This is a genomic window from Variovorax fucosicus (genome assembly GCF_030316825.1).
In the GTDB taxonomy this organism is placed as follows: domain Bacteria; phylum Pseudomonadota; class Gammaproteobacteria; order Burkholderiales; family Burkholderiaceae_C; genus Variovorax; species Variovorax fucosicus.
In genome coordinates this window covers 1,119,052-1,144,579 of sequence record NZ_JASZYU010000001.1, presented here as the reverse complement: position 1 = coordinate 1,144,579, position 25,528 = coordinate 1,119,052, and the positions used below count along the sequence as shown (strand labels likewise).

28 protein-coding genes are annotated in these 25,528 nt (G+C 67.9%); 24 read left to right on the top strand and 4 right to left on the bottom strand.

Going from position 1 to position 25,528, the window contains the following annotated elements:
* Nucleotides 1-43: 43 nt before the first annotated feature.
* Nucleotides 44-952: a LysR family transcriptional regulator gene (locus QTI05_RS05350; RefSeq protein WP_286623214.1), complete on the bottom strand. Its 909-nt coding sequence runs from the start codon at nucleotides 950-952 to the stop codon at nucleotides 44-46.
* Between the two features lie 127 nt (nucleotides 953-1,079).
* Between QTI05_RS05350 and QTI05_RS05345 the strand changes: the two genes are divergently transcribed.
* From QTI05_RS05345 to QTI05_RS05325, 5 genes are read left to right on the top strand one after another with little or no spacing between them, the layout of a single operon-like run.
* A complete protein-coding gene (locus QTI05_RS05345) occupies nucleotides 1,080-2,039 on the top strand; it encodes a Bug family tripartite tricarboxylate transporter substrate binding protein (protein ID WP_286623212.1) in 960 nt (319 codons plus the stop codon).
* A gap of 15 nt (nucleotides 2,040-2,054) precedes the next feature.
* Nucleotides 2,055-3,089: a zinc-dependent alcohol dehydrogenase gene (locus QTI05_RS05340; protein ID WP_286623211.1), complete on the top strand. Its 1,035-nt coding sequence runs from the start codon at nucleotides 2,055-2,057 to the stop codon at nucleotides 3,087-3,089.
* On the top strand, nucleotides 3,082-3,699 hold the full coding sequence (locus tag QTI05_RS05335; protein WP_286623209.1) for a DUF4286 family protein: 618 nt from the start codon (nucleotides 3,082-3,084) through the stop codon (nucleotides 3,697-3,699). Before QTI05_RS05340 ends, QTI05_RS05335 begins: the two co-directional genes overlap by 8 nt.
* Before the next feature lie 60 nt (nucleotides 3,700-3,759).
* Entirely contained in the window at nucleotides 3,760-4,146 is a 387-nt protein-coding gene (locus QTI05_RS05330; RefSeq protein WP_286541657.1) for a VOC family protein, read from the top strand.
* Nucleotides 4,143-4,640, top strand: a complete 498-nt coding sequence (locus QTI05_RS05325; RefSeq protein WP_286541658.1) for a nucleoside deaminase — start codon at nucleotides 4,143-4,145, stop codon at nucleotides 4,638-4,640. The genes QTI05_RS05330 and QTI05_RS05325 overlap by 4 nt, the downstream gene beginning before the upstream one ends.
* Nucleotides 4,641-4,683: 43 nt before the next feature.
* Here QTI05_RS05325 and QTI05_RS05320 read toward each other — a convergent pair whose 3' ends face one another.
* On the bottom strand, nucleotides 4,684-5,238 hold the full coding sequence (locus QTI05_RS05320) for a GNAT family N-acetyltransferase (RefSeq protein ID WP_286623208.1): 555 nt from the start codon (nucleotides 5,236-5,238) through the stop codon (nucleotides 4,684-4,686).
* Between the two features lie 14 nt (nucleotides 5,239-5,252).
* Nucleotides 5,253-5,444 carry a short-chain dehydrogenase gene (locus tag QTI05_RS05315; protein WP_286623206.1) on the bottom strand — a complete coding sequence of 64 codons (192 nt, stop codon included), beginning with the start codon at nucleotides 5,442-5,444 and terminating at the stop codon, nucleotides 5,253-5,255.
* Nucleotides 5,445-6,034: 590 nt separating this feature from the next.
* Here QTI05_RS05315 and QTI05_RS05310 point away from each other — a divergent pair.
* Nucleotides 6,035-6,400, top strand: coding sequence for a hypothetical protein (locus QTI05_RS05310; RefSeq protein ID WP_286623205.1), 366 nt, complete (start codon nucleotides 6,035-6,037; stop codon nucleotides 6,398-6,400).
* Here QTI05_RS05310 and QTI05_RS05305 read toward each other — a convergent pair.
* Nucleotides 6,384-6,698 carry a hypothetical protein gene (locus QTI05_RS05305; protein ID WP_286623204.1) on the bottom strand — a complete coding sequence of 105 codons (315 nt, stop codon included), beginning with the start codon at nucleotides 6,696-6,698 and terminating at the stop codon, nucleotides 6,384-6,386. The genes QTI05_RS05310 and QTI05_RS05305 overlap by 17 nt on opposite strands.
* A 116-nt stretch (nucleotides 6,699-6,814) precedes the next feature.
* Here QTI05_RS05305 and QTI05_RS05300 point away from each other — a divergent pair, with 116 nt between their 5' ends.
* The 18 genes from QTI05_RS05300 (at nucleotide 6,815) to QTI05_RS05215 (ending at nucleotide 25,528) form a co-directional block, all read left to right on the top strand.
* Nucleotides 6,815-7,441: a 2-hydroxychromene-2-carboxylate isomerase gene (locus tag QTI05_RS05300; protein ID WP_286623203.1), complete on the top strand. Its 627-nt coding sequence runs from the start codon at nucleotides 6,815-6,817 to the stop codon at nucleotides 7,439-7,441.
* Between the two features lie 21 nt (nucleotides 7,442-7,462).
* Nucleotides 7,463-8,719, top strand: a complete 1,257-nt coding sequence (locus QTI05_RS05295) for an MFS transporter (protein WP_286623202.1) — start codon at nucleotides 7,463-7,465, stop codon at nucleotides 8,717-8,719.
* Nucleotides 8,720-8,772: 53 nt separating this feature from the next.
* Nucleotides 8,773-9,648: a diaminopimelate epimerase gene (dapF, locus tag QTI05_RS05290; RefSeq protein ID WP_286623200.1), complete on the top strand. Its 876-nt coding sequence runs from the start codon at nucleotides 8,773-8,775 to the stop codon at nucleotides 9,646-9,648.
* Complete coding sequence (locus QTI05_RS05285) at nucleotides 9,645-10,337, top strand: DUF484 family protein (protein ID WP_286541666.1); 693 nt, start codon at nucleotides 9,645-9,647, stop codon at nucleotides 10,335-10,337. Before dapF ends, QTI05_RS05285 begins: the two co-directional genes overlap by 4 nt.
* Nucleotides 10,334-10,957: a YdcF family protein gene (locus QTI05_RS05280; protein WP_286623198.1), complete on the top strand. Its 624-nt coding sequence runs from the start codon at nucleotides 10,334-10,336 to the stop codon at nucleotides 10,955-10,957. The genes QTI05_RS05285 and QTI05_RS05280 overlap by 4 nt, the downstream gene beginning before the upstream one ends.
* On the top strand, nucleotides 10,944-11,912 hold the full coding sequence (locus QTI05_RS05275; protein ID WP_286623197.1) for a tyrosine recombinase XerC: 969 nt from the start codon (nucleotides 10,944-10,946) through the stop codon (nucleotides 11,910-11,912). Before QTI05_RS05280 ends, QTI05_RS05275 begins: the two co-directional genes overlap by 14 nt.
* A complete protein-coding gene (locus tag QTI05_RS05270; protein WP_286623196.1) occupies nucleotides 11,909-13,111 on the top strand; it encodes a class I SAM-dependent rRNA methyltransferase in 1,203 nt (400 codons plus the stop codon). The genes QTI05_RS05275 and QTI05_RS05270 overlap by 4 nt, the downstream gene beginning before the upstream one ends.
* Nucleotides 13,112-13,184: 73 nt before the next feature.
* On the top strand, nucleotides 13,185-14,237 hold the full coding sequence (locus tag QTI05_RS05265; RefSeq protein ID WP_286623194.1) for a CobW family GTP-binding protein: 1,053 nt from the start codon (nucleotides 13,185-13,187) through the stop codon (nucleotides 14,235-14,237).
* 445 nt (nucleotides 14,238-14,682) lie between these two features.
* Nucleotides 14,683-15,348: an RNA polymerase-binding protein DksA gene (dksA, locus tag QTI05_RS05260; RefSeq protein ID WP_353505942.1), complete on the top strand. Its 666-nt coding sequence runs from the start codon at nucleotides 14,683-14,685 to the stop codon at nucleotides 15,346-15,348.
* A 10-nt stretch (nucleotides 15,349-15,358) separates the two neighbouring features.
* The gene (locus QTI05_RS05255) at nucleotides 15,359-16,951 is read left to right on the top strand and encodes an STAS domain-containing protein (RefSeq protein WP_286623191.1); all 1,593 of its coding nucleotides are present in this window, start codon (nucleotides 15,359-15,361) and stop codon (nucleotides 16,949-16,951) included.
* A gap of 45 nt (nucleotides 16,952-16,996) precedes the next feature.
* Nucleotides 16,997-17,542: an ATP-dependent protease subunit HslV gene (gene hslV / locus QTI05_RS05250; protein WP_286541673.1), complete on the top strand. Its 546-nt coding sequence runs from the start codon at nucleotides 16,997-16,999 to the stop codon at nucleotides 17,540-17,542.
* Between the two features lie 13 nt (nucleotides 17,543-17,555).
* Nucleotides 17,556-18,878 (top strand): ATP-dependent protease ATPase subunit HslU, encoded by a 1,323-nt coding sequence (gene hslU, locus QTI05_RS05245; protein ID WP_286541674.1) that lies wholly within the window; start codon nucleotides 17,556-17,558, stop codon nucleotides 18,876-18,878.
* 260 nt (nucleotides 18,879-19,138) lie between these two features.
* Nucleotides 19,139-19,570: a division/cell wall cluster transcriptional repressor MraZ gene (mraZ, locus tag QTI05_RS05240; protein ID WP_286543507.1), complete on the top strand. Its 432-nt coding sequence runs from the start codon at nucleotides 19,139-19,141 to the stop codon at nucleotides 19,568-19,570.
* An 8-nt stretch (nucleotides 19,571-19,578) separates the two neighbouring features.
* Complete coding sequence (gene rsmH, locus QTI05_RS05235; protein ID WP_286541675.1) at nucleotides 19,579-20,502, top strand: 16S rRNA (cytosine(1402)-N(4))-methyltransferase RsmH; 924 nt, start codon at nucleotides 19,579-19,581, stop codon at nucleotides 20,500-20,502.
* Nucleotides 20,503-20,506: 4 nt separating this feature from the next.
* Nucleotides 20,507-20,860 carry a cell division protein FtsL gene (gene ftsL / locus QTI05_RS05230; protein ID WP_286541676.1) on the top strand — a complete coding sequence of 118 codons (354 nt, stop codon included), beginning with the start codon at nucleotides 20,507-20,509 and terminating at the stop codon, nucleotides 20,858-20,860.
* On the top strand, nucleotides 20,857-22,605 hold the full coding sequence (locus tag QTI05_RS05225) for a peptidoglycan D,D-transpeptidase FtsI family protein (RefSeq protein WP_286541677.1): 1,749 nt from the start codon (nucleotides 20,857-20,859) through the stop codon (nucleotides 22,603-22,605). The genes ftsL and QTI05_RS05225 overlap by 4 nt, the downstream gene beginning before the upstream one ends.
* On the top strand, nucleotides 22,605-24,104 hold the full coding sequence (locus QTI05_RS05220; RefSeq protein ID WP_286623189.1) for a UDP-N-acetylmuramoyl-L-alanyl-D-glutamate--2,6-diaminopimelate ligase: 1,500 nt from the start codon (nucleotides 22,605-22,607) through the stop codon (nucleotides 24,102-24,104). The genes QTI05_RS05225 and QTI05_RS05220 overlap by 1 nt, the downstream gene beginning before the upstream one ends.
* Complete coding sequence (locus QTI05_RS05215) at nucleotides 24,101-25,528, top strand: UDP-N-acetylmuramoyl-tripeptide--D-alanyl-D-alanine ligase (RefSeq protein WP_286623187.1); 1,428 nt, start codon at nucleotides 24,101-24,103, stop codon at nucleotides 25,526-25,528. The genes QTI05_RS05220 and QTI05_RS05215 overlap by 4 nt, the downstream gene beginning before the upstream one ends.

Genomic DNA, 25,528 nt, shown 5'->3' with positions numbered 1-25,528 from the left:
AGGCGGATGCGGCGCACGCGATCCGGGAACGAGCCGCCGGCACTCACACCATCATGCCGCCGGCGCGCCGCTCGAGCGACTCGAAGATGGCGTGCACGGCGTCCTGGACCAGCGGCAGCAGCGGGTGCGCGTCCGACTTGCGTTGCAGCAGCGCCAGCACCTCGCCCGGATGCGGCCCGCGCAGGCCGCGGAACTTTGCCCCCTTGGCGCCGAGCAGCGCGCACGAAGCGGGCACCAGCGCCACGCCCAGGCCGGCGCCCACCAGGTCGAGCACGCCGTGCACGGTGCTGGCTTCGTAGCGGATGCGCGGGCTGAAGCCGGCCTTCGCACACAGGTGGATCGACTGGTCGAAATAGGCCGGCCCGCGGTGCCGCGTGAAAGCGACGAACGCGTGGTCGGCAAAGCTGTGCAGGTCGACCGGCCCGGGCTTCCGGTGTGCTTGCGAGGTCGGCATCGCAAGGCAGAACGGGTCGGCCATGCGGGCTGCCACGGCCAGCCGCGGGTGCTGCGGCTGGGTGCGCGCAATGCCGGCATCGATATGGCCGGCCACCAGGGCCTCGGCCTGTTCGCTGCTGATCATTTCGCGCAGTTCGATGTTCAGGTGCGGGTGCTGCTTGCGCATCCGCCGCAGCAGATCCGGCAAGACCGTGCTGCTGGCCGAGGGCACGAAACCCAACGCCAGGTGGCCGCCGCTGGCGGCATCGTGCAGCCGCTCCTTCACGCGCGCCGCGCGATCCAGCAGGTAGCGGGCCTCGGGCACCAGCGCCTCGCCTGCGGCGGTCAGCCGCACGCCCTTGGGGTGACGCACGAACAGCGGCGTGCCCAACTCGTCTTCGAGCTGGCGGATCTGAACCGACAGCGGCGGCTGCGCGATGAACAGCTTCTCCGCGGCGCGGCTCAGGTTGCCCGTCTCGGCCACCGCCATGAAATAGCGAAGGTGTCTCAGCTCCATGGTCATCTCCATACGTTTCAGGTATGGAGAAGATAGCGCATCGGTGTTTGGAATATCGCGCTTCAATCGCCAGAATTCCACCCATTCCAGGCGCACCAAGCGTCGCAATCCGAACGGAGACACACCCATGAAGAGATCGCTCGCCTTTCTCGTCGCCTGCGGCCTTTCCCTTGGCGCATCGGCCCAGAGCTGGCCCACCAAGCCGGTCAAGCTGGTGGTGCCGGCGCCGGCCGGCAGTTCGCTCGACTTCATTGCCAGAACCCTCGGCGACAAGCTGCGCACGCGCTGGAAGCAGCCGGTCGTCGTCGACAACAAGGCGGGCGCTGGCGGCATGCTCGGCATGGCCGCGGTCGCCAAGGCGCCGGCCGACGGCTACACGCTCGGCATCGGCTTCAACGGGCCTATCGCCTTCGGCCCCCACATGTACAAGAAGATGGCGTACGACCCGGCGAAGGACTTGTTGCCGATCGTGATGACCTCGTCGCAGCCCAACGTGCTCGCCGTTCCGGTCGGCAACCCGGCGAAGACCTTGCCCGAATTCGTGGCCTGGGCCAAAGGGCAGGGCGGCAAGGTCAACTACGCATCGGTTGGCGCGGGCAGTTCGTCGCATCTGACGATGGAACTGTTCAAGAGCGTCGCCGGCTTCGAGGCCGCGCATGTGCCGTTCGCGGGATCCCCGCCAGCTGGCATCTCGGTCGCGTCGGATGAAACGCAAGCGCTGTTCACCGTCGCTCCGGCGCTGCTGCCGCTGATCGAGGGTGGCCGCATCCGCCTGCTGGCGTCCACCAGCCTGAAGCGCACCGACACCATGAAAAACCTGCCGACCGTGGCCGAGTCCGGCTACCCCGGCTTCGAGGCGCTGGCTTGGAACGGCCTGTTCAGCGCCGCGGGTACGCCGCCCGATGTAGTGAGCCGCATCAACGCGGATCTCAATGAAGTCATGAAAGACCCGGCCGTGCGCGAGGCGTTCGCCCGCCAGGGCCTGATCATCGGCGGCGGTTCGCCCGACGAGTTCAGGATCTTCATCGCCGGTGAAAGCGCCAAGTGGGGCGCGATCATCAAGAAGGTCGGCATCAGCATCGACTGAACCGGAGCCGCCAACATGCAAGCCTTGCGAAAAACGCGCCCCGCATCGGGCCTCGAGCTGGTCGACGTGCCGGCACCGGGGATGGACGCCTCGACGACCGACGTGCTGGTGAAGGTCTCGGCAGCCGGGATCTGCGGCAGCGACCTGCACGTGGACGACTGGACGCCGAGCTATGCCTTCATCGCGCAGAGCATCCCGGTCACGATCGGCCACGAGTTCGTCGGCGTGGCACACGCCGGCCCGCTGGCGGGTCGGCGCGTGGTCGTGCGTCCCTCCGTCACCTGCGGCGTCTGCGCCGCCTGCAGCGCCGGCCACCACGACGGCTGCGAAAGGCGCCGCGGCATCGGCATGACGCGCGACGGCGCCTTCGCACCATGGGTGCGCGTGCCATTGCGCAACTGCGTGCCTGTGCCCGACAGCCTGAGCGACGAGCTGGCAGCACTCACGGAGCCGCTCACCATCTCGATGCAGGCACTGCGCATCGCGGGCGACGTGCTCGGGCGGCGCGTGCTGGTGATGGGCCCGGGCACCATCGGCCAGGGCATCGCGGCGCTGGCCCGCCGTGCGGGCGCCGCGCAGGTCGTGGTCAGCGGCTTCGACGATGCAGCCCGCTTCGATGCATTGCAGCGCATGGGCTTCGACGCGCTGGTCGACGTGGCCAAGCGGTCGCTCGCCGAGGGCGTGGGCGCGCACACCGGCGGCGAGCCGTTCGACATCGTGTTCGAGGCCACCGGCGTGCCGGAAACCATCACCGAGGCGCTGGCACTGCTGCGCCGCAACGGCATCGTTGTGGTGACCGGCATCCATTCGCGGCCGCTCGCGCTCGACCTGACGCCGCTGGTGCGCAACCAGCAGCAACTGCGCGGCTCCTTTCGCCCACCCGAATCCGACTGGCCATTGGCCCTCGCGCTGATGGGCGAGATGGACGCCGTGCTGCGGCCGATGGTGAGCCACGTGCTGCCGCTTTCGCTGGCCGCCGAGGGGTTCGCGCTGGCGCACGGCAAACTGGCCAGCAAGGTACTGCTCAAGCCGGAGCCCGGCGATGAGTGAAGCGGCTGCCGGCGCGGTGCTGGTGCTGTGGAACGACGTCACGCCCGAGCTTGACGAGGCCTACAACGACTGGCATGCCAACGAGCACGTGCCCGAGCGGCTGACGGTGCCGGGCATGCTCTGGGCGCGGCGCTATGCGGGCGTGCCTGGCAGTCCTGGGCCGCGCTACCTCACGCTCTACGGCTTGCGCGACGCGCAGGTGCTGGGGAGCGAACCCTACCAGCGCCTGTTGCGCGAACCCACGCCGATGAGTGCGCGCATGCGTCCGCACCTGTGCGGGCTGTCGCGCTGGGTTTGCCAGGTGCGCTCCGCGCGCGGCACGCTAGCTGCCGACACGCTCGTCGTCCGGATCTTCGGAACCGAAGACGAGGCGGCGCGCTGCGAACGCAACGAGGCGCACGCCGCGCCGGGCGCCCTGTTGCTGGAGCGCCTGCCGGATGCGTCGCCGCTGCCGTGGCTGGCAGGAAGCCAGGAAGAGGCTATCCGCGGCCGCTGGCTGCTTGCACTGGCGCCCGGCCGCGCGCCAGCGCCCGCTGGGGGCGCGCGGGTCTACACGGCGCTGCCGGTCAACGCAGCTTCGCCCATCCCTGAGCAGCGCCCGGGTTCTTGAAGACGGGGTGCAGGTCGTCGATCTCGATAACATGACGAGATCGATGCCTGAGGAAATCCGATGCTGAGCAAGAGCAAAGCCTTCAGTGGCTTTTCGGTGGACGACATGTCCGTGGCTCTGGCCTTCTACGGCGAGACGCTGGGGCTCGACGTGGCTGAGTCCGACGGTCTGATGACGCTGCACCTGGGAGGCGGCACCGACGTGCTGGTGTATGCCAAGCCCGACCACACGCCGGCCAGCTTCACCATCCTCAACTTTCCCGTGAAGAGCGTGGACCAGGCGGTGGCCGAGCTCAAGCGCCGCGGCGTGCGCTTCGAGGTGTACGACCTGCCCGGGGGGGTGAAGACCGACGCCAACGGCATCTCGCGCGATCCGGGCGGGCCGGTGATCGCGTGGTTCCGCGACCCGGCCGGCAACATCCTGTCGGTGCTGGAGGGCATGGGATGACGATGTACCGCGACGAATTCATGCAGCGTGCCCTGGCCCTGTCCGCGCAGGCGCTCGACACGCCCGGTACCGAACCCTTTGGCGCCGTCGTTGTGAAGGATGGCGCCGTGGTGGGCGAGGGCTTCAACCATTCGGTCGCGCATTTCGACCCGACCTCGCACGGCGAGATCGAGGCGATCCGCGATGCCTGCCGCAACCTGAAGACGGTCGACCTCGCCGGCTGCACGCTCTACACCTCGTGCGAGCCCTGCGCGCTGTGCGCGGCGGCGATGCACATCGCGGGCATCGGCCAGCTCTACTACGCGGCTTCGATGGTGCAATCGGGCGCCGCATTCGAAGGCGTGCCGGTCGCGGCGCGCCACCCGATCGATGTGGAGGCGCTGCGCGCCGAAGCCGGCGCACCGTTCGCCGCGCGTGCGCTGCCGGCGGAACAACGGCGCGACGCCGAGGCCGTCGAGATCCTGCGCGCCTGGGCCGCTGCACGCAGGGGCTAGGGCGGCTCAACACGCAGCTTGCGGCGCGGATTGCGTGTTGCTGTCAAGCGAGCGCAATGCGAAAGCGTAGCTCGGGCGTCCCGCCGAGCGAGGGCAGCTTGACGAATTCCTCAACCAGCACGCCACCATTGGCAGCGATCACGCGCTGCGAGGCGACGTTGTCCGGACTGGTCGTGATCTCCACATAGCGCTGCCCTTCGGCCGCCGCTTCGCGCAGCAACTCGCGCAGCGCTGCAGTCGCATAACCTCTGCCGCTCTTCCAGGGCACCACGCCGTAGCCGATGTGCCCGAGGCAGTAAACCGGCAGATCGTTGGTGCCGCGCTGCCAGCGCAGGCCGATGCTGCCGCAGAATTCGCCGTCCCAGATCCAGCGCCGGTAGCCGGGCAGCTTGGGCACCGTGGAGCCATCGGGCATGCGAACGGGTGGCCCCAGGGCTTCGCGATCGACCAGGCTTGCCAGAAATGCGTCGGGGTCGGCGTGGATGAGGTCGAGCTCTTCCTGGCGCGCGACAGGGCGCAGGTTGTTGGGTGACCAGCCGCGTTCGAGCGCGGCCACGTAGCCCGGCAGGAATTCGTGTGAGGGCCAGACGAGGGGCATGTGAGGCCTGCTGTTCACCACTCACCCAGCGCGCGCACGCGCTGGTCGAGATCCAGGCAATCGAGGTCGTCGCGGCGGATGCGGGGCTCGCTCTTCGGCACGGTGTGCGACACCAGCCGCACCAGCGCAGACACCATGCGGCTGCGCGCAGGCGGTGTGGGCAGCACGGCGATCGTGCGGATCGGGGTCTGACGGCGCTTGCGCATGGTGGCTCCTGCGGTGAGGTGGATTCGAAAAAAGTGTCCGGTTACGGGTTCCGGCGCCGCCCAATCTTTGCGGCCGGTTTCCGCGGGAGAACCATCTGCATGGCCCTGTCCCGCTCGGTTTGTTGTCGCTTCCTTTTCATTTCGGTTGTGTCCTCACGCGACCGGTCGCGCGCCAGTCCCGGCGCGCAGCCTCGTGATGCATCGCTGCACAAGGGGATCAGTCCCTGCACATCCGGCCAGACCGTCCACGCGGCTGAACCTGGCGGTGGGTGAAGGCACACCCGAAATGAAAAGAACAAAAAAACAAAAAGGCCCGGAACCTTGCGGTGTCCGGGCCTCTGAAAACAGAGAGGGGAGGTGGCGCTGTTCTTATTCTTGCTAAGCGCTGACTCCGCCCGGTGCGGCATGCACGAACGTCCGGCCCGATTCGGGTCGGACGTTGCTGAGGTGCAGTGCGTTGGTTTTCACGATGGGCTCGGTGGTGGTTCGGGGTGCGGATGAGTCCGCGAGTGAGTGAACTGTAAATAGTCTTTACGGCTGCGTCAACGCCGCCGACAATACTTTTTTCGCTTCGTTGTTGTTTTCGAACAGTGCCTCCCAACACCACCGTCACGCGCCGCCGTAATGCCTTGCTGCTGCATCGCCGTTTTCTCGAACAGGCGATCGCCGCCGGGCTGCCGGCCAAGGGGCTCGACCAGGCGTTTGCGCAGAAGCTGGAGGTGTCGCCCAGCATGTGGAGCCAGATCAAGAGCTCGCGCCCGATCGGCGACACGCTGGCGCGGCAGATCGAGCGCCATTGCGGGGTCGAGGCCGGCTGGCTCGATCGTGCCGAACTCGCGGCCGATGTGCCCGATGCGGCCGAAGAACGCTTCGTGGCCACGGCGCGGCTGGCCTGGCGCGAGGCCAATGCCAAGGGTAAGCGCGACCTGTCGCGCTGGCTCAACGCCTTGCCTTGAGCCGTTCGATCTGGGCCAGCTGCAGCTGGAACGCGTCGAGCGCGCGCTGTTCGTCGGGCTCCAGCGCGTCGAGCTTCACGTGCTTGAGCAGCACCGCGAGCGCATCGCCGATTTGGCCGAGCTGTCGGCCGTAGGTGCCGACGTCGTCCAGGATCTGCTGCTCCAGCACGGGGTCGGCCGACTTCCCCATGTTGATGTTGATCAGCCCGAACTGTCCGCCCACGGATTTGACGAACCAGGTCCACGGGTTGATCGCCTGCGTGACGTCGCCCGAGAGGGGAAGCATGAGATTTGGCATGGCGTCGATTGTGCGAATCCATGCGCGTTTCGCCGATCGGTCGTTCGGCCTATACCGGCGTTGCAAAAGGCCAGCGGCCGTATCGCCGACGCGCGCTGCGGGTAACAATGCGCGGCATGATCGTGCTCGACTGCTACTACAGCCTTTCGTCGCCCTGGGCGTACCTCGGTGGCCCGCAGTTGCAGGACATCGTGCGCCGCCACCACGTCAAGCTGGTGCTCAAGCCCTACGACTTTCAGGCCGTGGCGTCGCAGACCGGCGGTATCCCGCTCAAGTCCCGGCCCGAGCCGCGCCGCAGCTACCACGCGCTGGAGCTGGCGCGCTGGCGCGAGCACCTCGGCATGCCGCTGAACCTGGCGCCCGCGCACTACCCCAAGGGTGCGGCGAGCGACCCCGACTGGAACAAGTACCCGGGCTGGATGGTGATTGCCGCGCAGTTGCAGGGGCACGACGCGCAGCCGCTGTCGCATGCGCTGCTGCGCGCGCTGTGGGCGGAAGAGCGTGATACGGCCGAGGCGTCCGTGCGCATCGCGGTGGCCGACGAGAACGGCTACGACGGCGCGGCGCTGCAGGCGCTCGAACAGGCGGCCGAAACGCTCGCGACCTATCGCGTCAACAGCGCGCAGGCGGTCGAGCACGGCGTGTTCGGCGCGCCGACCTATGTGCTGAACGGTGAGCGCTTCTGGGGCCAGGATCGGCTGGCCTTTCTGGACCGGGCGCTCGACAGACTGCGCGCCGGCTGAAGCAGGCCGGCCGCGAATCGCATGGCTGCGTCTCCTGGCCCGTCGCCGTATCTGGGTTGGTGGGTCGGGCTGGTGCACGCGCTGCTGGCACTTTCGTGGACGCTGTATGTGCTCTTCCTGCCAGGCCTCGTCGTCAGCGTGGGGCTGCCGCGCACCAGCGTGATCTGGATCCTCGTGCTGGACCAGGCGCTGTTCGCAGTCAGCGACTGGGGCTCCGCCGTCTTCGCCGATCGCATTGCCGGCATGTGGCGAAGGCTCGGTGCCGGGATCGCAGTCGCCGCGGTTGTTTCGGCGCTGCTGTTCGCGGCCATGCCGTGGGTGGCCGGGCCCGATGGCTCGATCCGGTTGATCGCATTCATTGCGGGCTGGGCCATCGTGACCTCGTTCCTGCGTGCGCCGGTGCTGTCCCTACTGGGGCGCATCGGCAACGCGACGCGCCAGGGCTGGGCGGTCGGGGTCACGCTAGGGCTGGTGGCCATGGCGGGTGCCGCGGGGCCCGCGCTCACCGAGTGGTTGCGCCAGCGCGACCCGTTCTGGCCATTCGCAGTGGCATCCGCGGGCATTGCGCTGGCCGGCCTGGTCGCGGTGCGCGCCGATGCCTGGCCGTTGCCGCACCGCGACACCGTGCCTGGCGATGCCCGGCGCGGCCCGATCGTGCTGATGGCGGCCGTGCTGCTGTTGGCAGGCCTCGGCTTCCAGTGGCACACGGCCTTGCTCGCGGCTGCTTCACCCATGCCCTGGGCGCGCTCGTTGTGGGTGCCGCTGTTCTGGGGCGGCTTCGCGCTCGGGCTGCTGATCTCGATGCGGCTGGTGGCGTCGCCCTTCCGCATGCGGGGCGGGGCGCTCGCACTCTGGGCCGGCGCGCTGGCCGCGCCGATCGCGGTGCACACCGGCATCCAGGTTTTCTTTCTGGCGGCGCAGCTGATCGCCGGGGCAGCGTGGGGCATGGCGCTGCACACCGGTCTGGGCGTGGCGCTGGCGCGCAGTCCCGCACAGCGACTGGCCTCGCCGGTCGGGCTGGTGTTCTCGGCACTGGCCGTTGCGGCGCTGTGCCGCGTGCTGATCGTGGCCCTGAAACTGCAAACCTGGCCGGGCTGGAGCGCGTTGCCATGCGTGGTCTGGCTGGTCGCAGGCCTCGGGTTCTGGCTGCATCCCTGGCGCAGTACGCCCGGAACGCAAAGTGGCTCGTCACCGGCGGGGCTGCAACGTGCCGAAGCGTTGCCGGTGCTTCAGCCATCGGACCAGGTGGCCGGCAGGGCGGAGCAGCGCCAGGCCTGAGTGTGCGAAGGCCGTGCGGCGGACGCATCTGAAGCGCAGCAGATAATCCCTGCATGCGAATCCGCTTCACCAAGATGCAAGGGGCCGGCAATGACTTCGTCGTGCTGGACGAAACGCGCGGCTCGCTTGCGCTGACACCCGCGCAATACCGCTTTCTGGGGGATCGCCACTTCGGCGTGGGCGCCGACCAGATCCTCACCGTGCGGCCCTCGCCGTCACCGGGCATCGACTTCCAGTACGTGATCCACAACTCGGACGGCGGCGAGGTCGAGCAGTGCGGCAACGGTGCGCGTTGCTTCATGCGCTTCGTGCGCGAGCAGGGACTGACCACCAAAGACGCGGTGCGCGTGCAAACCCTGTCGGGTGTGATCGAGCCGCGCATGGGCGCCGATGGGCGCGTCACGGTCGACATGGGCGCGCCGGTCTTCGAGCCGGCGCAGGTGCCTTTCGATGCTGCGGGGCTCACCCCGCAATCCGAAGGGTCGTGGCACACATGGCATCTGGCGCTTTCGACACATGCCCAGAGCGCCATCATTTCCGTCGCGGTGCTCTCGATGGGCAATCCGCACGCGGTGCAGGTGGTCGATAACGTCGACACCGCCCCGGTAGCCCTCCAGGGCCCGCTGATCGAGCACCATCCCCGTTTTCCGCAGCGCGTCAACGCCGGCTTCATGCAGGTGGTGAGCCGCTCGCAGATCAGGCTGCGCGTGTTCGAGCGCGGCGCCGGCGAAACGCTGGCCTGCGGCACCGGCGCCTGCGCGGCGGTGGTGGCGGGCATCCGGCTCGGCCTGCTCGATGCACGCGTCGATGTCGACACGCACGGCGGCCGCCTCACCATCGAGTGGGCCGGTGTCGGCCAGCCGGTGCTGATGACTGGCCCGGCCGTTACCGTATTCGAGGGCGACATCGAGGTACCCGAGCAGCCATGAAATCCATCCACGCAGCAGACGCCATGAACCCGATCACCGAAGACGACATCGCCAACTACCTGTCGAATACGCCCGACTTCTTCGAGCGCCACGCGCAGTTGCTGGCGCAGGTGCAGCTCACCAGCCCGCACGGCAACCGGGCCGTGAGCCTGCAGGAGCGCCAGGCCGAAATGCTGCGCGAGAAGATCAAGGCGCTCGAGCACCGCCTGATGGACATGGTGCGCCACGGCACCGAAAACGTCGTCACGGCCGACCGGCTGCAGCGCTGGACGCGCGGCCTGCTCACCACGCGCGACCCGCGCGGCCTGCCCTGGCAGATCGCGGCCGACCTGCAGGCGCTGTTCATGGTGCCGCAGATCGCCATCAAGGTCTGGGATTGCGACGAGACCTATGCGAGCGAAGGCTATGCCCAGTGGGTCAGCGATGACGTGAAGGCGCTGGCCACCTCGCTGACTGCGCCGTATTGCGGCCTCAATGCTGGTTTCGAGGCGGCCAACTGGCTCGGCGACGTGCGCGCCGCGATCTCGATCGCACTGATTCCGTTGCGCGCTGAGCCCGAAGCGCCGGCCTTCGGCCTGCTGGTGCTGGCGTCGCCCGATGCGGCGCGCTTCAACACCGACATGGGCACCGACTTTCTGGAGCGCATCGCCGAACTGGCGTCGGCCGCGCTCTCGCGGCTGCGGCCTTGAGCCGACGCCTGCGGAGCTGGCTGCGGCCGCTGCTGGCTGCGTTTGTTGTCCTGCTGCTGGGCTATGCCGCCATCTGGGCCACGGTCTGGCAGCACGCGCGTGCGCAGCTGGCCCAGCCCCCGACGCGCACCGCCGAGGTGGCGCTGGTGCTCGGCAACCGCGCCTGGCTGCGCGGCAAACCCAATCCCTGCTTGACCGGGCGCGTCGACACCGCCGTGGCGCTGGCGCAGGCCGGCACGGTGCAGCGCCTGCTGATGTCAGGCGGCGTCGACCGGGAAGACGGCCGCATCGAGGCTGAAGTGATGGAGCACCACGCGCGCCAGATCGGCTACGCCGGGCCGGTGCAGCTCGAGGCGGTGTCGTCGTCGACGCGGCAGAACCTGTCGATGTCGCGCGCGCTGTTGCAGGCGGCCGGCGTGCGCAGCGTCGTCGTGGTGTCGGAGCCCTATCACCTGTGGCGGGTCGAGCGACTGGCGCGCGCCAGCGGCTTCGACCGCGAGTTCGACGTGCAGTACGCTGCCGCGCCGAGTTCCTGCTGGCGCAGCTGGGGCATGGTGTTCAAGGGCGCGCTTCGCGAGCCGCTCGCGATCGTCAACAATGGCCTGAATGGCTACTTCTGAACGCAGCGACGCGCTGGTCGACAAATACCTCGAGCATGTGCGGGTCGAGCGCCGGCTGGCGGCGCGCACGGTCGAGCTGTATGCGATCCACCTCGGTACGCTGACCGAAAAGGCGGCCGCCGCGAACCTGCCGCTCGAGCAGGTGCAAACGGCCCATGTGCGGCGCTGGATGGCGCAACTGCACAGCGCCGGTCGCGAATCGCGCGGCATCGCACTGGTGCTCTCGTGCTGGCGCAGCTTCTACCGCTGGCTCGGCAACGAGGGCCTGGTCGGCAGCAACCCGGTGCAGGACGTGCACGCCCCCAAGGCGGATCGGCCGCTGCCCAAGGCGCTGGCGGTCGACGACGCGGTGCGCCTGGCCGAACACCGCGACCCCGACGCCGACCCGTGGACCGAGGCGCGCGACCGCGCGGTCGTCGAACTCCTTTACGGCTGCGGCCTGCGTGTGAGCGAGCTGGTCGGGCTCGACGTGCAGGCCAGCCCGACCGCGCGTGGCTGGGTCGACCTGGCGTCCGGCGAAGCGCAGGTGCTCGGCAAGGGCAACAAGCGCCGCAGCGTGCCTGTGGGCGCCAAGGCGGCCGAGGCGCTGCAGGCCTGGCTGGCAGTGCGGAGCGGCTGCCCGGCATTGCCGGCTGCGCTGCAGCGCGATCCGGCCGGTGCGGCGGCGCTGTTCATCGGACGCACCGGCACGCGCTGGACGGCGCAGGCGGTCTGGAAGCAGTTGCGCCAGCGCAGCCTCAAGGCCGGCATGGCGGCGCCGGTGCATCCCCACATGCTGCGGCATTCGTTCGCCAGCCACCTGCTGCAATCCAGCAGCGACCTGCGCGCGGTGCAGGAGCTGCTGGGCCACGCCAACATCACGACCACGCAGGTCTACACCCGGCTGGATTTCCAGCATCTGGCGAAGGCGTATGACGCGGCACATCCGCGCGCGAAGGCCAAGGAAGACAAATGAAAGCATTGCGGCTGCGGCCGGGCAAGGAGCGCTCGCTGTTGCGCCGCCATCCCTGGATCTTCGAGTCCGCCATCGCAAAGGGCGGCGCCGACCCGGGCGAAACGGTGCGCGTCGAGTCGCACGAAGGCCGCTTCCTGGCCTGGGCCGCGTTCAGCCCGGTCTCGAAGATCCGCGCGCGGGCCTGGAGCTTCGACGAGACGCAGCGCATCGATGCTTCGTTCTTGACGGAGCGCTGCGCCCGCGCGGTGGGCGCCAGAGGCCTATTCGACATCCAGAGCGACGGCCTGCGGCTGATCCACGGCGAGGCCGACGGGTTGCCGGGCCTGATCGTCGACCGCTACGGCGACACGCTGGTGGCGCAGTTCCTGTCGGCCGGCGTCGAGCGCTGGAAGCCGCAACTGGCCGATGCGTTGCTCGCGGCAACCGGCCTCACCCAACTCTACGAGCGCTCGGATGCGAGCGGGCGCGAGCGCGAAGGGCTCAAGCCGGTCACCGGCTGGCTGCGCGGGGAGGGCGCCACCGAACGCACCATCCGCGAGCACGACTGGCAGCTCACGCTCGACATCGCGACCGGCCACAAGACCGGTTTCTACCTCGACCAGCGCGACAGCCGGCAGCGCTTTGCCGAGATCGCGAAGCACCGCAGGTTCCGGCGCGTGCTCAACTGCTTCTGCTACACCGGCGGCTTCACAGTGGCGGCGCTGGCCGGGCTGCGCGCGGCCGGCGCGCTGGAGGGTGCCGAGATGATCTCGGTCGATTCGTCGCTGCCGGCCTTGCAGCGGGCCGAGGCCCATGTGGCGCTGAACGGCTTCGGTGCGGCGAACAGCCAGTACCTCGACGCCGACGTCAATGCCACGCTGCGCCGCTTCATCGCCGAGGGCAAGACCTTCGACGCGATCGTGCTCGACCCACCCAAGTTCGCGCCCACGGTCGCCCATGCGGAACGCGCGGCCCGGGCCTACAAGGACATCAACCGCCTGGCGCTGCAATTGCTGGTGCCGGGCGGCGTGCTGCTGACCTTCAGCTGCTCGGGCGGCATCGGTGCCGACCTGTTCCACAAGATCGTGGCCTCGGCTGGCATCGATGCAGGGGTCGACGGTTACATCAGCGAGCGGCTGGGCGCCGCGCCGGATCACCCGATGACGATCGAATTCCCGGAAGGGGAGTACCTGAAAGGCCTCGTGGTCGTGCGCAAGTAAGGCCGTCCCCACGAAGGACTCTCCCGAAGGCCTAAACTTCCCGCCCTTCCCCGTTTTCCCTCCGGAGCATCCCATGGCCCTGATCCCCGCCACCATCCTCACCGGTTTTCTCGGCTCCGGCAAAACCACGCTGCTCAAGCGCATCCTGACCGAAGCGCATGGCCAGAAAATCGCCGTGATCGAGAACGAGTTCGGCGAAGAAAACATCGACAGCGACATCCTCGTGACCGAGTCCAAGGAGCAGATCGTCCAGATGAGCAACGGCTGCATCTGCTGCACCATCCGCGAAGACCTGCGCGAAGCGTTGCAGACGCTGGCCGCCAAGAGGCGCAAGGGCCTGCTCGATTTCGACCGCGTGGTGATCGAAACCACCGGCCTGGCCGACCCGGGCCCGGTGGCGCAGACCTTCTTCATGGACGACGAGATCGCCGAAAGCTACCTGCTCGACTCGATCCTGACGCTGGTCGACGCCAAGCATGCGCCGCAACAGCTCAACGACCGCCAGGAAGCGCGCCGCCAGGTCGGTTTTGCCGACCAGATCTTCATCAGCAAGAGCGATCTGGTCGCGGCCAAAGAAACCGAGGCGCTGATCCACCGCCTGAAGCACATGAACCCGCGCGCCCCGCAGCAGAAGGTGCATTTCGGCGAAGTGCCGCTGAAAGACGTGTTCGACCTGCGCGGCTTCAACCTGAACGCCAAGCTCGACATCGACCCGGATTTCCTCAAGGAGGACGATCACGAGCACCACGACCATGACCACGCGCATGGCGAGCATTGCGACCACCCCTCCCACGCGAACGAGGGGCACGGCCACCACCATCACCATGACGACGACGTCAAGAGCTTCGTCTACCGCTCGGATCGCGCCTTCGATCCGGCCCGCCTGGAAGACTTCCTGGGTGCCATCGTCAATATCTACGGCCCGCGCATGCTGCGCTACAAGGGCGTGCTGCACATGAAGGGAACCGAGCGCAAGGTCATCTTCCAGGGTGTGCACCAGTTGATGGGGAGCGACCTGGGCCCCGAATGGGGCAAGGACGAAGCGCGCCAGAGCCGCATGGTGTTCATCGGCATCGAATTGCCACGCGAGATTCTCGAACAGGGTTTGGACCAGTGCCTGGTTTGAGTTGCTGAGCGCGCAAGCCGAACTTCTCTATACAATCGCGCGCCTGTTCCGGGGCCATACCCCCTCGCCGAGGCGAGAGGTGTGACTTTCGGCATAGAAGAGCGCGCGTTCGTGGCCTGCATTCGGGGGTATAACCCCGTGGGTCGCCATTGGCGAGCATGCTGAACAATGGGAATCCGCGTGGCTTTGGCCCGAGGTTCCCCTGGGGAGGAGACATCCTGTGAAAGCGCGTTCGAGCCCGACCAAGGAGCCAGTCACCGTGAAGAAACCCGCCGCCAAGGCCCCGCCCGCTAAACCGGCCGTCAAAAAGACGGCCGTCAAGCAGGCTGCGCCGGCCGCGAAGAAGGTTTCCGCCGCGAAGACCGGCGCCTCGAAACCCATCACTGCCAAAACGGCAAAACCGGCCGGCCGTCCTGCCGCCCCTCCTGCACCTGCCCCGACCTCCATGAAAAAAACGGCTGCCGCCTCCTCTTCCGCCCCGGCGACACCCACCACCCCGACGCCGGCGCCCGCGCCTGCACGGGGCGGTCGCGTCTCCCGGCTCTCCCAACTGACCGTGCCTTCGATGGCCCAGTCGGTGGCCTCCACCGCCGCCAAGTCGAGCTTCACCCAGATCGCTTCGACCGCGCTGGTGCCGCCGCCGCACGTGGCCGTCAAAAAAGACGCCAAGCTCGCCAACAACTGGAAGACCAAGACGGCCGACCAGTTGACCGACGCCGAAGTGGTGGCGATGCCCGATGCCGAGTACATGAACGACAAGCAGATGGCGTTCTTCCGGCTCAAGCTGGTTCAGCTCAAGCTCGGCATCCTCGAAAACGCCGGCGAAACCACCGAACACCTGCGTGAAGACACCGTGGTGGTGCCCGATCCGGCCGACCGCGCCACCATCGAGGAAGAGCACGCGCTGGAACTGCGCACGCGCGACCGCGAGCGCAAGCTGCTCAAGAAGATCGAGCAGTCGATCCAGCGCATCGATGCCGGCGACTACGGCTATTGCGACGAAACCGGCGAGCCGATCGGCGTCGGCCGACTGCTGGCCCGCCCGACCGCCACGCTTTCGCTCGAGGCGCAGCAGCGCCGCGAGCTCAAGCAGAAGATGTTCGGCGACTAGCAGCAAGCACATGGCCAAAGAGGAGCCCGGTCGCCTGCTGTCCAAGGTGGCGAAGTTCGTCCGCAATCCGCTCAAGGACTGGGCGGAGCTGGACGAGCAGGACACCGGCGCGGCCGACACCGGCTACAGCCGGGAGATGCTCAAGGAAATGATCGAGCGGCGCCAGCGCAACGATTTCGTGCGCCGCCGCGAGTTCGACATGCTGCGCAAATTGCGCCAGCGCGAGGCCGCGGGCGCACGCGACCCCAACGCGCCGCCTTCTTCGTTCAACATCAACAGCACCGGCAAGACCGAGGGCCGCGCGCTCACGCTCAAGAAGATCGACGAGATCGAAGAGCAGATGTCGCAGCAGTGGTGGAAGGGCCGACCCCAGGGCGAAAACGCCGACGGTGGGCCGCCGCCGACGCCGGAGGCGCTGGCCGCCCAGCAGGCGCGCGCCTATGCCGACACCGAGCCCGGCGTGCCGCCGCCGCCCGCCGAGCAGCCCAGTGGCGCCGGCGCGCTGCATGCCTCGCGGCTCATGATCGACGGCAGCCTGGAAGAGGCCGCAATCCGCTTCGCGCATGGCGACGACGCGGGCGCCGAGGCCATCCTGCTGCAGACGCTGGGACCCGATGGTGCGCAGGCCGACCACAACGACACCTGGCGCGGATTGCTCGACCTCTACCGCGCCACAGGCGATGCCGAGAAATTCGTGCAGGCGAGTACCCGCTATGCCCAGCGCCTCAAGCGGCCCGGGCCCGAATGGATCTCGCTGCGCGTGCTGGCGCGCGACGTGCAGGCGGCCGGCGTGGCGAGCCGCACCGGCCAAATTGGCGTTTCGTCGGAGCCGGCCGACTGGTTCAGCCCGCACCAGCTGACGCGCGATTCCCTGTCGGGCCTGACCCGGGCGCTGGGCGGCGCGGGCGCGGTGTGGACGCTCGACTGGCGCGTGCTGTCCAGCATCGATGCCGATGCTGCCGCTCCGCTGCGCGCCCTTTTCGAGCACTGGGCGGCGTCGCCGGTACAACTGCGGTTCGCTGGCGCCGACCGTTTGCTGGGTGTGCTGGCCGCGGCCACGCCGAGCAACGACCGCCGCACCGATCCGATCTGGTGGCAGTTGCGGATGGCCGTGCTGCGCGTGCTGCACGATGCCGACGAGTTCGAACTGACCGCGCTCAACTACTGCATTGCCTATGAGGTGTCGCCACCGCCCTGGGAGGATCCGGTCGGCAGCTACACCGATACGGGTGCGTCACGTGCGGAAAAGTCGGCATCGTCGGGCTTTTCGATGGATTCCATGAGGCAAGAGCCCTCTGCCGAGCCCGCGCCTACCGCCGCGGCGGCCGGCCATACCTTGCTGGCGGGCGAACTCAGCGGTGAATGTCATGCCATCTGGCACCAGCTCGATGCCGAACTGATGGACGCAGCCACGCCGACCATTTCGTGCGCGGCGCTGGTGCGGATCGACTTCGCGGCCGCCGGCACCCTGCTCAACTGGGTCATGGCGCGTGCGGCACGCGACCAGCGCGTCGAATTCGTCGACGCCCACCGCATGATCGCGGCCTTCTTCAAGGTGATCGGCATCGCCGATCACGCCGGCGTCGCTGTTCGAAGCAATTGATCGGGCAGGGCTTGCATCGCCTGCAGGTGGCCCAAGATGGCTTCGATGGAACAGTTTCACGGAACCACGATCGTCAGCGTGCGCCGAAAAACCCCGAACGGCGACCAGGTCGCGATCGGTGGTGATGGCCAGGTCACGCTGGGCAATATCGTCATCAAGGGCACCGCGCGCAAGGTGCGGCGCCTGTACCACGGCAAGGTGCTGGCGGGCTTTGCCGGCGCCACGGCCGATGCCTTCACGCTGTTCGAGCGCTTCGAAGCCAAGCTCGAAAAGCACCAGGGCCAGTTGGCGCGCGCCGCGATCGAGCTCACCAAAGACTGGCGCACCGACCGCGTGCTGCGCCGGCTCGAAGCCATGCTGGCCGTCGCCGATGCCGAAACCTCGCTGATCATCACGGGCAACGGCGACGTGCTCGAGCCCGAGGGCGGCATCGTGGCGATAGGCTCCGGCGGCGCCTACGCGCAGGCGGCCGCCCGGGCCTTGCTCGACCACACCGACATGCCGGCCGACCAGGTGGTGAAGAAGGCGCTCGTGATTGCGGGCGAGCTTTGCATCTACACCAACATGAACCACACCATCGAAACGCTCTGAGGCCGCTTCTTCCATGTCCATGACCCCTCAGGAAATCGTTTCCGAACTCGACAACCACATCGTCGGCCAGCCGCAAGCCAAGCGGGCGGTGGCGATTGCGCTGCGCAACCGCTGGCGCCGGCAACAGGTTGCCGACACGCTGCGCGCCGAGATCACGCCGAAGAACATCCTCATGATCGGCCCGACCGGCGTCGGCAAGACCGAGATCGCGCGCCGGCTGGCACGGCTGGCCGATGCGCCTTTCATCAAGGTGGAAGCGACCAAGTTCACCGAGGTCGGCTATGTCGGCAAGGACGTCGATTCGATCATCCGGGACCTGGCCGAGATTGCCGTCAAGCAGACCCGCGAGGCCGCGAGCGCCAAGGTGCGCATGCGTGCCGAGGACGCGGCGGAAGACCGCATCCTCGATGTGCTGCTGCCCCCGGCGCGCACCGCCGATGGCGCGGCGCCCGACAGCGGCAGCGCCACGCGCCAGGCCTTCCGCAAGAAGCTGCGCGAGAAGCAGCTCGACGACAAGGAGATCGAGATCGACCTTGCGGAAACCCGCGCGCCGCTCGAAATCATGGGCCCGGCCGGCATGGAAGAAATGACCGAGCAACTGCGCGGCATGTTCGGCCAGCTTGGCAACACCCGGCGCAAGACGCGCAAGCTCAAGATCGCCGAAGCCATGCGCCTCCTGATCGACGAGGAAGCCGGCAAGCTGCTCAACGAGGACGAGGTGCGTGCCCAGGCGATCACCAGCGCCGAGCAGAACGGCATCGTCTTCATCGACGAGATCGACAAGGTCGCCACCCGCAGCGAAGCGCAGGGCGCCGACGTGTCGCGCCAGGGGGTTCAGCGCGACCTGCTGCCGCTGGTCGAAGGCACGGCCGTCACCACCAAATACGGCGTGGTGCGCACCGACCACATCCTGTTCATCGCGAGCGGCGCGTTTCATGTCAGCAAGCCGAGCGACCTGATTCCGGAGCTGCAGGGCCGCTTTCCGATCCGCGTCGAGCTGCAATCGCTCTCGGTGGCCGACTTCGAAAGCATCCTTGTCCAGACCCGCGCCTCGCTGGTCAAGCAGTATCAGGCGCTGCTCGCGACCGAGGGCGTCACGCTCGAGTTCACGCCGGAAGGCATCACGCGTCTCGCCACCATCGCGTTCGAGGTCAATGAGCGCACCGAGAACATCGGCGCCCGCCGGTTGTCGACCGTGATGGAGCGCCTGCTCGACGAAGTGAGCTTCGACGCCACCAGGCTTGAAGGCCAGTCGATCCGTATCGACGCAGCCTACGTGGACGAGCGCCTGGCGGCACTAAGTCACGACGAAGATCTTTCGCGCTTCATCCTCTGAGCGACAGCGGTCCCCGCGGCCGCTTCACGCAACACATTCATTGCGTGTGCTAAGTGCTTCATTTGCAACGAAATTCAGTGTTTTCAAGCATCCGAAAACACCGCTAAGTCGTTGATTCCATTACAAAAAATAGCCGCGACCCCTTGTTGCGCTGTAGTTGTTTCCTGCTACAGTGGAAAAAAGTGCAGTTAAGTGGGAAAAAGTGTCGGTAAATGCCTCTTTCAGGCGGCCGAAGCTTCTCACAACCGGGGTTGTTTTTCGTGTTTCAAGGCGCTTCATCGCTGAGTCTGGATGCCAAGGGGCGGCTATCGGTGCCGACCCGGCATCGTGACGTCCTGAGCGCGACCGCCGGCGGTCAGCTCACGATCACGCGCCACCCGCACGGCTGCCTGATGATCTTTCCGCGTCCGGCGTGGGAGCAGTTCCGCGAACGCATTGCCGCGATGCCGCTGAAGGATCAATGGCTCAAGCGCCTGTTTCTCGGCAACGCGATGGACGTCGAGATGGATGGCACCGGCCGCATCCTGGTCTCGCCCGAGCTGCGTGCGGCGACCGGCATCACGCGCGATACGCTGCTGCTTGGCATGGGCAGCCACTTCGAGCTCTGGGACAAGGCCACGCACGACGCCAAGGAGGCCGAGGCGCTGGCCGCCGGCCTCGCCGAGGGTGCGTTCCAGGATCTGGCGTTCTGAAGGCGTACGTGGACACCGCATGGACTCACACCACCGTCTTGTTGCACGAAGCGGTCGACGCACTGTTGGCTGCCGAGGCAGCTGCAGCGGGCACCTACGTGGATGCGACTTTCGGGCGGGGCGGGCATTCGCGCCTGATTCTGGAGAGGCTGGGCCCGGAGGGCCGGCTGATTGCGTTCGACAAGGACGCGGAAGCGGTGGCCGAAGCAACGCGCATCGAGGATGCGCGTTTTTCCATCCGGCACCAGGGTTTCCGGGATCTGGGCGAATTGCCGGCGGCCAGCGTGGCCGGGCTGCTGCTGGATCTGGGCATCAGCTCGCCGCAGATCGACAACCCGGCGCGCGGTTTCAGTTTTCGTTTCGACGGCCCGCTCGACATGCGCATGGACACCACGCGCGGAGAAAGTGTGGCCGAGTGGCTGGCAACGGCCGAACAACAGCAGATTGCCGAGGTGATACGTGACTATGGCGAAGAACGGTTTGCTGTTCAGATTGCAAAGGCGATTGTTGCTCGCCGACAAGAACGGGGCCCAGTTTCAACCACCGCCGAACTGGCCGAGCTCGTGGCTGGCACGGTCAAAACCCGCGAGCAGGGCCAGAACCCTGCAACGCGCACATTTCAGGCTCTTCGGATTTTCATCAACGCCGAGCTTGAAGAGTTGCAACAGGCGCTAGAAGCGAGCATCGACGTGCTGCAACCCCAAGGCCGGCTCGCGGTGATCAGCTTCCATTCGCTGGAGGACCGCATCGTCAAGCAGTTCATCGCGAAGCATTCGCGCGAGGTGTATGACCGCCGCGCGCCGTTTGCCGCACCGGTGCCGATGAGGCTGCGGGCGCTGGCCCGCGTGCGTCCGTCGGCCGCCGAAGTGGCGGCCAATCCGCGCGCCCGCAGTGCCATCCTGCGCGTGGCCGAACGCACCGAGACCCGCTAGTCCGATGGCCCGGCTCAACCTCCTCCTGCTGATCGCCGTACTGGGTACGGCGCTCCTGCTCGTGCACACGCAATACCGCTCGCGCCAGCTCTTCACCGAGCTCGAGCGGGTCAACAGCGAAGCACGGCGGCTCGAGGTGGAGTACGAGCGGCTGCAGGTCGACAAGCGTGCCCAGGCCACGCCGCTGCGCGTCGAGAAGCTGGCCAAGGAGCAGCTCAAGATGCGCACCACCACGCCGGCGATCACGCTCTACGTGCGGCAGGACGGCAGCGTGATCCCGGCGGTCGTGGCACCCGCTGCGCCGGCTTCGGTGCCCCCGGCCGCGCGACCCGCAGCGGTGCGAAGGAGCCACGGATGAGCCGCCGCAGCGTCCAGTACACCACCAGCCCGTTGCTCGCGAGCAAGACCCCGGTCTGGCGCAGCAAGTTCATCGTGGCCGCCATCGCGTGCGGCTTCGTGGTGCTTGCCGGCCGCGCCGCGTACGTGCAGGTGATCGGCAACGACTTCTTCCAGCGCCAGGGCGAGGTGCGCTTCGCGCGCACCCTCGAGTTGCCGGCCAACCGCGGTCGCATCTTCGACCGCAACGGGCTGATCCTGGCCTCCAGCGTGGTCGCGCCGAGCATCTGGGCCATCCCGGAAGACATCGAGCGCGACGACCCGGCCGTCAAGGCCAAGCTCAAGCAGGTGGCCAAGCTGCTCGGCATGGCGCAGAAGGACTTCGACAAGAAGCTGGCCGACGAAGACAAGACCTTCGTCTGGATCCAGCGCCAGGTCGACGAGCCGATTGCCAAGCAGATTGCCGCGCTCGACATCAAGGGCCTGTATCAGCGCAAGGAATACAAGCGCCAGTACCCGGAGGGCGAGGCGGCCGCGCACGTGGTCGGCTTCACAAATGTCGAAGACCACGGCCAGGAAGGCATCGAGCTGGCGTTCGACAAGGATCTGGCCGGCAAGGCCGGCTCGCGCCGCGTCATCAAGGATCGGCTCGGCCGTGCGGTCGAGGGGGTGGGCGACCAGATCCCGCCGCTCGACGGCAAGGACATCCAGCTCAGCCTCGACAGCAAGGTGCAGTTCTTCGCCTACCAGAAGCTGCGCGACGCCGTCACCGCCCACAAGGCCAAGGCCGGCAGCGTGGTGGTGCTCGACGCCATCACCGGCGAGGTGCTGGCGCTGGCCAACTACCCGAGCTACGTGCCCGACAAGCGGCAGAACCTGACCGGCGAGCAGTTGCGCAACCGCGCGTTGACCGACACCTTCGAGCCCGGCTCGACCATGAAGCCGATCACGGTGGCGATGGCGCTGGAGGCGGGCCGCGTCAAGCCGCAGACGATCATCGAAACCAGCCCCGGCCGGTTTTCGATCGGCGGTTTCACGATCAGCGACACGCACAACTACGGCACGCTCACGGTCGAAGGCGTGATCCAGAAGTCGAGCAACGTCGGCGCGCTCAAGATCGCGCAGAAGATGAGCCCGCACGAGATGTGGGACACCTACACCGCGCTCGGCTATGGCCAGAAGCCGCAGCTCACGTTCCCCGGTGCCGTCACCGGCCGGCTGCGGCCCTGGAAGACCTGGAAGCCGGTCGAGCAGGCGACCATGGCCTACGGCTACGGCCTGTCGGCCTCGCTGTTCCAGATGGCGCATTCGTACACCTCGTTCGCGCACGATGGCCGCATCATCCCGGCCACCATGCTCAAGAGCGCCGAGCCCGCGGTCGGCGTGCGGGTGTTCTCGGAAGAGAACGCGCATGCGGTGCGCAAGATGCTGCAGATGGCCGCCGGCCCGGGCGGCACCGGCCAGCTGGCCCAGACCGTCGGCTACTCGGTCGGCGGCAAGTCCGGCACGGCGCACAAGCAGGTCGGCAAGGGCTATGCGAGCAACAAGTACCGCTCGTGGTTCACCGGCATGGCGCCGATCGAGAAGCCGCGCATCATCGTCGCGGTGATGATCGACGAGCCCAGCGCCGGCCAGTATTTCGGCGGCACGGTGGCCGCGCCGGTGTTCAGCGAAGTGGTGCAGCAGACGCTGCGCATGATGAACGTGGCGCCCGATCTGGCGGTCAAGCCGCTGGTCGTGACCAAGGGCGTAGACGAGAGCTTCTGATGAACGACATCCGCCTCTCCACACCCAACGAAGCCGCCCACTGGCTGCGCTCGTGCGTGCCCGGCCAGTTGCAGGCCGACAGCCGCCGTGTCGGCACGGGCGACGGCTTCATTGCCTGGCCCGGTGCCGCGACCGATGGCCGCGCCCACGTGGCGGCGGCGCTGGCGCAGGGTGCGGCGGCCTGCCTGGTCGAGCAGGACGGCGTCGAAGCGTTCGGCTTCGACAGCGATGCGGTCGCCACCTATCCGGGGCTCAAGTCGGCCACCGGCCCGATCGCCTCGGCGTTCTACGGCCAGCCTTCCACACAGCTCGCGCTGCTGGCCGTGACCGGCACCAACGGCAAGACCTCGACCGCCTGGTGGCTGGCCGAAGCGCTGTCGCGCCACAGCGGCTACGGCCCCTGCGCCGCGGTCGGCACGCTCGGCATCGGCGTGCCGCCCGATCTCACCTACACCGGCCTCACCACGCCCGACCCGGTGATGCTGCAGCGCGAACTGCGCGGCTTCGTCTCGCGCGGCTTCGGTGCCTGCGCTATCGAAGCCTCGTCGATCGGCATTGCCGAGCGGCGGCTCGACGGCTGCGAGATCCGCGTCGCGGTGTTCACCAACTTCACGCAGGATCACCTCGACTACCACGGCAGCATGGACGCCTACTGGCAGGCCAAGGCCGAATTGTTCCGCTGGCCCGGCCTGCGCGCCGCCGTCGTCAACATCGACGACGTGCACGGCGCCAGCCTGGTCGCCAACCTGCTCGACGCCGATTGCGGCGCGCTCGACGTGTGGACGGTGTCGGCCGGCGGCGCGCCGGCACGGCTGGCGGCGCACGACATCGGCTATGGCGCCGAAGGGCTGCGCTTCTCGGTCGCCGAGCAGGGCGGTGGCAGCGAAAGCCTCTCGACCCGGTTGATCGGCCAGTACAACGTGGCCAATCTGCTCGGCGTCATCGGCACCTTGCGCTCGCTCGGGTTGTCGCTGGCCGACGCCGTGCAGGCCTGCCGCGATCTCAGCAGCGTGCCCGGCCGGATGGAGCGCGTCACGGCGCCGGGCCAACCGCTCGTCGTGGTCGACTATGCCCACACGCCCGACGCGCTCGACAAGGCGCTTGCGGGTCTGCGGCCACTGGCAGCGCAGCGCGGCGGTGCGCTGTGGTGCCTGTTCGGCTGCGGCGGCGACCGCGACCCGATCAAGCGGCCCCTGATGGCCGCCGTGGTCGAGAAGCAGGCGGACCGCGTGGTCGTGACCAGCGACAACCCGCGCAGCGAAAAGCCGGCGGCGATCATCAGCCAGATCCTGCTGGGCCTGGCGCAGCCCGAAGCGGCCCAGGTCGAGCCCGACCGTGCCAAAGCGATCGCCGACACGATCGCGCAGGCCGCACCGCAGGACGTGGTGCTGCTGGCCGGCCGCGGGCACGAGGCGTGGCAGGAAATCGCGGGCGAGAAGATCGCGTTCTCGGAGCGCGCGCACGCAGCCGACGCACTTGCGCGGAGGGCCCGACCATGATGACGCTTGCACAGGCCCTGGGCTGGATCCCCGGTGCGCGGCTCGTGGGCGATCCGCTCACGAAAATCGAGCGCGTGCACACCGACACGCGCACGCTGGCGGCCGGCGATCTCTTCGTGGCGCTCAAGGGCGAGCGCTTCGACGCCAATGAATTCCTGGCTGATGCGAAGGCGCGCGGAGCTGCGGCCGCCATCGCCCACGGCGGACTCGAGGCAGCCGGTCTGGCCGGGCTGGAAGTGCCGGATTCGCTGGCTGCGCTTGGCGCGCTCGCGACCGGCTGGCGCAGCCAGTTCACCTTGCCCCTGATCGCGGTCACCGGCAGCAACGGCAAGACCACCGTCACACAGATGCTGGCCACCATCCTGCGAGTCGCCTGCGACGACAGATCGCTGGCGACGGCCGGCAACTTCAACAACGAAATCGGCGTGCCGCTGACCTTGCTGCGGTTGCGCGAACGCCACCGGCGGGCGGTGGTCGAGCTCGGCATGAACCATCCGGGCGAGATCGCGCGGCTGGCTGCCATGGCGCGACCGACCGTTGCGCTGGTCAACAACGCGCAGCGCGAGCACCAGGAATTCATGGCGACAGTGGAAGCGGTGGCGCGCGAGAACGCAGCCGTCTTCACGGCGCTCCCGGCCGATGGCACCGCGGTGTTTCCGCATGGCGACGAATTCACGCCGCTGTGGACCGAACTGGCCACCGAAGGCGCGCGGCGCCGCTGCCTCAGCTTCGGCGAGCACCCTGATGCCGACATCACGCTGATCTCGGCCGAATGGCAGCAGCATGCCTGGCGCTTCGCGGCCCGCACACCGCTCGGTGAATTGCGTTGCACGCTGCGCATTGCCGGCCGCCACAACGTGGTCAACGCGCTGGCGGCCATCGCCTGCGCGCTTTCTACCGGCGTGTCGCTCGACGACATCGCGCGCGGGCTCGAAGCCTTCGAGCCGGTCAAGGGCCGCTCGCGCGCCAGCGCCTTGCAACTGGTCGACGGCCGCGAGATCACGCTGGTCGACGACACCTACAACGCGAACCCCGACTCGGTGCGCGCCGCGATCGACGTGCTCGCCAGCCTGCCGGCCCCACGCCTGCTGGTGCTCGGCGACATGGGCGAAGTCGGCGACGACGGCGAACGCTTCCACGCCGAGGTTGGCGCCTGGGCGCGCGAACGCGGCATCGACACTTTTTATGCGCTCGGCACGGCCACGACCCATAGCGTCGCGGCCTTCGGAGACCCGGGCCGAGCGCGCCATTTCGAGACCATCGACCTGCTCAACGAGGCCGTGCTCGCGCAGTTGTCCCGGGCCGCCAGCGTGCTGGTCAAGGGCTCCCGCTTCATGCGCATGGAGCGCGTGGTGCAGGCCATCGACAGCCGCGCGGTGCAATCGTCACAACAACAAAAAGAGGAGGCCGGTCATGCATCGTGA